Origin of the sequence: Tychonema sp. LEGE 07196 (assembly GCF_963890365.1) — a bacterium.
Taxonomy (GTDB): domain Bacteria; phylum Cyanobacteriota; class Cyanobacteriia; order Cyanobacteriales; family Microcoleaceae; genus Microcoleus.
This window is the reverse complement of the sequence record NZ_CAWPRX010000173.1, coordinates 1-5207: the sequence shown is the minus strand read 5'-3', so window position 1 is coordinate 5207 and position 5207 is coordinate 1. Positions and strand designations below refer to the sequence as shown.

General features: G+C 45.8%; 5 protein-coding genes. 4 read left to right on the top strand and 1 reads right to left on the bottom strand.

Features of this window, described 5'->3' with window-relative positions:
• Nucleotides 1-126 precede the first annotated feature (126 nt).
• The 4 genes from AACV78_RS20680 to AACV78_RS20665 all read left to right on the top strand — a co-directional run bounded on the left by AACV78_RS20680 (nucleotide 127) and on the right by AACV78_RS20665 (nucleotide 4156).
• Nucleotides 127-1779, top strand: a complete 1653-nt coding sequence (locus tag AACV78_RS20680; protein ID WP_194074421.1) for an ABC1 kinase family protein — start codon at nucleotides 127-129, stop codon at nucleotides 1777-1779.
• A 144-nt stretch (nucleotides 1780-1923) separates the two neighbouring features.
• On the top strand, nucleotides 1924-2868 hold the full coding sequence (uvsE, locus tag AACV78_RS20675) for a UV DNA damage repair endonuclease UvsE (protein ID WP_194012394.1): 945 nt from the start codon (nucleotides 1924-1926) through the stop codon (nucleotides 2866-2868).
• Nucleotides 2869-2950: 82 nt separating this feature from the next.
• Nucleotides 2951-3619, top strand: coding sequence for an SOS response-associated peptidase (locus AACV78_RS20670; protein ID WP_194012393.1), 669 nt, complete (start codon nucleotides 2951-2953; stop codon nucleotides 3617-3619).
• A 150-nt stretch (nucleotides 3620-3769) separates the two neighbouring features.
• Complete coding sequence (locus tag AACV78_RS20665) at nucleotides 3770-4156, top strand: VOC family protein (RefSeq protein ID WP_194012392.1); 387 nt, start codon at nucleotides 3770-3772, stop codon at nucleotides 4154-4156.
• Nucleotides 4157-4276: 120 nt separating this feature from the next.
• Here AACV78_RS20665 and AACV78_RS20660 read toward each other — a convergent pair whose 3' ends face one another.
• Complete coding sequence (locus AACV78_RS20660) at nucleotides 4277-4894, bottom strand: CP12 domain-containing protein (RefSeq protein ID WP_194012391.1); 618 nt, start codon at nucleotides 4892-4894, stop codon at nucleotides 4277-4279.
• Between the last annotated feature and the right edge of the window lie 313 nt (nucleotides 4895-5207).

The following is a 5207-nucleotide window of genomic DNA, read 5'->3' as shown; positions in this document are numbered from 1 at the left end:
CTTCAGAAATTGCGCCCATTCCCACCCTCTCACCCCCAAATTATTCCTCAAGACAATGGTCAGCTCGGTCAACAGCGCTATCCTAGTAGTTATATTGCTAGCAAAGTCGATCGACCCGGAGGCCCCTTGTTCAGCCTAGTTCAAAACACTTCTCGCAAAGGAGAAATCCTAGAGGTCGTCTTCCGCAACGGTTGGGACTACATGAAAAGCCTCCTAACCGGCCGCAAAACCGACGCACCCAGTCTCCCAACTCCCGCTGTTCTCCGCAACATCCTGGTAGAATTAGGCCCAGTTTTTGTGAAATTGGGACAATTGCTGAGTACCCGTCCCGACCTTTTACCCGCCGCCTACATCGAAACCCTCTCGACGCTACAAGCGGAAGTTCCGCCCGTACCTTGGTCGGAAGTAGAATTTATTGTCCGCAAGGAACTCACACAATCTCTCGAAGATACCTTCGCTAAATTTAACACTCAGGCGATCGCCGCAGGGTCGATCGCCCAAACCCACAAAGCTACCTTAAAAGACGGCCGCGAAGTCGCCCTGAAAGTTCAGCGCCCCGGTATCGATATTGTCATCGAACAAGACATCGCCGTACTCCGAGGTTTGGCCGAACTTGTCATGCTCACAGAATTCGGTCAACAATACGATATTGTCGCCCTAGCCGAAGAATTTGCGATCGCCCTCCGTGCAGAACTAGACTTCATTCAAGAAGCCAGCTACACCGACGAACTGCGCCGCAATTTATCTAAAAGTAAATGGTTCGACCCAAAACAAGTTGTTCTACCAGAAATCAACTGGGAGTTGACCACCAAAAAACTCTTAGTAATGGAATGGCTGAACGGAGTACCGATTTTGTTAGGCGATTTGCAAGGAATTGGCCACAAAGGAGATATAAATGCCGAACGCGAAGAAATTACAACGCTACTTTGTCGCGTTTTCTTCCAGCAGTTATACATCGACGGATTCTTTCACGCAGACCCGCATCCCGGCAATTTATTTTATCTCAAAGACGGTCGGATTGCCCTGCTAGACTGCGGCATGGTCGGCAGATTAGATCCGCGCACCCAGCAGAATTTGACAGAAATGTTGCTGGCAATTGTCGATTTAGACGCTCAGCGCTGCGCTCAATTAACATTGGAAATGGCAGAATTTGCTCAACCTAAAAGTTTAGCTATTCTCGAAAACGATTTGGCTCGAATGCTGCGAAAGTATTACAATGTTAGCTTGTCGCAAATGAACTTATCGGAAATATTTTATGAAGTGCTGGAAATTACCAGAAAAAATAAAATTAGGCTGCCCAGCAATCTCGGTTTGTACGCAAAAACTCTAGCTAATTTGGAAGGCTTAGCACGCTCTTTCAATCCAAGATTCAATATTGTAGAGCAGGTAAAACCGCTGATGACCGATATGTTTCGGCGTCAGTTGTTGGGAGACGACCCGGTGCAAGCTTTGCTGAGAACTGCCCTGGATCTGAAAAGCTTGTCTTTGCAATCTCCGCGACAGGTGGAAGTGCTTTTAGAGCGGGTGACTTCGGAAACTTTGAAGTGGAACTTGAGCATAAAAGAACTCGATCCGCTGCGCCGCACTTTGGGAGATTCTGCGAACAGACTTTCTTTTAGTATTGTCGTGGGTTCGCTGATTGTGGGGGCGGCAATTATTTCTTCTAACGCGCAAACTGCTCAATTATCTTTTCTAAGCAACGGTTTGTTTGGGGCGGCGAGTTTTTTGGGTTTGTGGTTGATTCTTAGCATTTTGCGTTCTGGTCGTTTGCGGAGTTGATTGTTAAGGGGAAATGGGGGGGATCGGGAGATATAGCAATTTTTTCGGGAAACGCGAGTAGTCCCTCCAAACTTCCGAACTAAGGACTAAAATCCTTACTACCAACCTATTTAGCATAAAAGTCAAGTTAAGGATTATTGAGAAATGAGCGAGATTAACCAAGTATTGGAAAAGGACAAATTGCCGGAGTTGGGGTTAGTCTGCATTACAACATCCGATGCTGTTCGCTTTCGCACAGTCACGCGGAAGCGACTTTTACAGCTTGCGGAAACTGAACAAGAAAAAGTGTTGCGCGAATTGTATGCAGACAACTTAAAACGGCTTGACAAAGCGATTGATTTCTGCTGTGCAAATAACATTAAATTGTATCGCATGACTTCTGCGCTGTTCCCTTTTGCAGATACAGATTTGGGGGAAGCAGTGCTGCACTCAATGGCTGAGGAATTGCGGAGAATCGGCGATCGCGCAATTTCCCTCAACATCCGTTTGGTACTCCACCCGGATCAATTTGTTGTCCTCAGTTCCGACAAGCCGGATGTCGTTGCAAACAGCATTAAAATTCTGGCAACTCATGCTTTAATCTTAGATATGTTGCAACAACCCCGAGATCCCTACGCACTGATGAACATTCACGGCGGTAAGGGATCTCGCGCTTCGCAACTCACATCAGTCATCCGCGACTTACCCGAATCTATTCGATCGCGCTTAACCTTTGAAAATGACGAATACGCTTACAGTTCCTCAGAAATTTTAGAAGTTTGTCTCGATACCGCAGTACCGATGGTTTTTGACGCGCACCACCACGTCATTCACGAACATTTAGAAAGTTACGACGATCCCAGCGTTGCCGAAATGCTCGCAGCAGCCCGCACAACTTGGTCAGTTCCTGAATTGCAATTAGTCCACATATCCAACGGAAAAGAATTTTTTGCCGATCCGCGCCACAGCGATTTAATTACAGAAATGCCAGAGTGTTATTATCAAGCTCCTTGGATTGAAGTAGAAGCTAAATTCAAAGAATTAGCTATTGAAAAGTTACGCGCTGAATGGCTGACCCGGAATATTCCAGAATGCAGCAAAATCGCGTAGCGACTCCTAGAAACTGACAGTGCTATCGGGGTTTAAACCCCAGGAAAAATTGAACAAACCGCGTTAATATCAACTATAAATTATGTGCGGACGATTCACTTTAAATACTTCAGCTCAAATCATCGCCGAATTCTTCAAACTGTCGGAAGTTCCCGACATCAAACCGCGATACAATATCGCCCCAACTCAATCAATTGCGACTGTCACTGTTGAGCCAGAAAAAATGCAGCGACAGCTTCAATTTATGCGCTGGGGTTTAATTCCGAGTTGGGCCAAAGATATGAAAATCGGCAGCAAGATGATTAACGCGCGATCGGAAACAGTCGCGGAAAAACCTGCTTTTCGCAGCGCCATCAAGCACAGGCGATGTTTGATAGTCGCTGATGGTTTCTACGAATGGCTGCCACAGGGAAAACACAAACAGCCTTACTATTTTCAAATAGCCCAGGGCGAACCTTTTGCTTTTGCCGGTTTGTGGGAAAATTGGGAATCTCCAGAAGGAGAAAAGATTGTATCTTGTACTATAATTACTACCGCTGCTAACGAAACTGTGCAGCCGGTGCACGATCGAATGCCGGTGATTTTGCCCGACAGCGCTTGGGAAGAGTGGCTCGATACTGCTGTTAACAGCGCTCAGCAAGTTTTGCCGCTGTTAAAGCCCTATGCTGCTGCAATGAAAGCAAAGGCGGTAAGTGCGATCGTCAACAGTCCAACTAGAGACACTCCCGAATGTATTAGCGATCGGCAATAAATCATTGGAGCGGACAACACCGAGATAGTTTGAGTTATGATATCAAATGATGTTTGAGTTGTAGCTTTGGTTTTCTAAGGATTCAGTTTAACTCAGTTGTTATTTGCTCAAACTTTTTTTTATCTTGACATCAGTTAGAGGACAAAAAATATGATCGGATATGTTACACTGGGTACCAACGATATTGAAAGTGCAGCCAAGTTTTATGATGCTTTGCTTGCTGAAATTGGCGCTCGACGATTCATGGAATTCGACGGATTTATCGCATGGAGCGTTTCTCCAGATCGACCAGCACTTGCTATTACAAAACCCTTTGATGGTAACAGAGCAACTGTTGGCAATGGAGTCATGATAGCTCTTCAAGTTGACAGTCCCGAAAAAGTAAACTTAGTTTATAACAAAGCGATCGAACTTGGGGCTAAGGATGAAGGAGCCGCGGGGCCCAGAGGCGTGTTGCCGGGGTTTTATGCGGGATACTTTCGGGATCTCGATGGGAATAAGCTGAACGTGTTTTGTATGAATCAACCAAATACTTAAGATTTTTAGTTTTCGTGAAGATAGCCGAAAACCAGCTATTTCCGATTGTTAGCTATTAGCTATCAATCCCTAAATAAGAGTTGATAACTAATGACTAACAACTAATGACTGAGGACTAAATTAACTGTCGTACATCCGCGCTTCGGCAGCTTCGGGATTTTCCTCGCAATACTCGTCAAAAGCAGTTTTGTCAAGCTTCATCGATCGCTGGTGAGAAGCCTCAGCCTGCATTTCCTCTACAATGTCCCATGCTACCGCGCACTCTCTAGAAGTAGCGCCTTTTTGGGAACAGACTGTTCTAGCATCCGCGATCGCCCTTTCGATTTCTTCTTCAAATAAAACACTTTTCGGCTTATCAACAAAATCGCTTTTTGTCAAGATATCTGTTACCGAAATAATGCCAAGCAGCTTATCCTTAATCACCGGAGCTCGGCGGATGCGAGTATTGGCGAACAACCTCGCCACGTATTCTACACCCAAGTCTGGATTCACCGTAATGCACGGTTTGGTCATAATCTCAAAAACGCGGACTTTTTGCGGGTCTACTCCGTAGGCTGTTACTTTGTAAACAATATCGGTTTCCGTAACAATACCGTAGGAGTCTTGTTCGTGGCGGCGTTCCACAATTAGCGCGCGCAGGCAAAGTTCGTTCATCGTCGCCACTGCTTCAGCTACCGTGGCGGAACCCCGAATGGTAACAACTTCTGTTGTCATAATATCTTGGGCTTTCATCATCATTTTTAATTGCTCCCCGGTGATAAAGTCTAGTTCGTCCCGATTTAAGGCCGAAAATTTGATTTCCTATCACCATCATAAAACTTCAGGACTGAGGCAACTGTTACGATAAATCAAGGATGGCGAAGGAAGAAGGAAGTTCGGCAACGGATTGTGTAACGGATGTAACGGATGAATGTTAAAGGAAGAAGGATGATGTTGAGGCTTGAGGGAAGAAGGAAAATTGTCCCCACTCTCCCACTCTCCCACTCTCCCACTCTCCCCATCTCCCCATCTCCCACTCTCCCACTCTCCCCACCTCCTGTCTCTTATACAC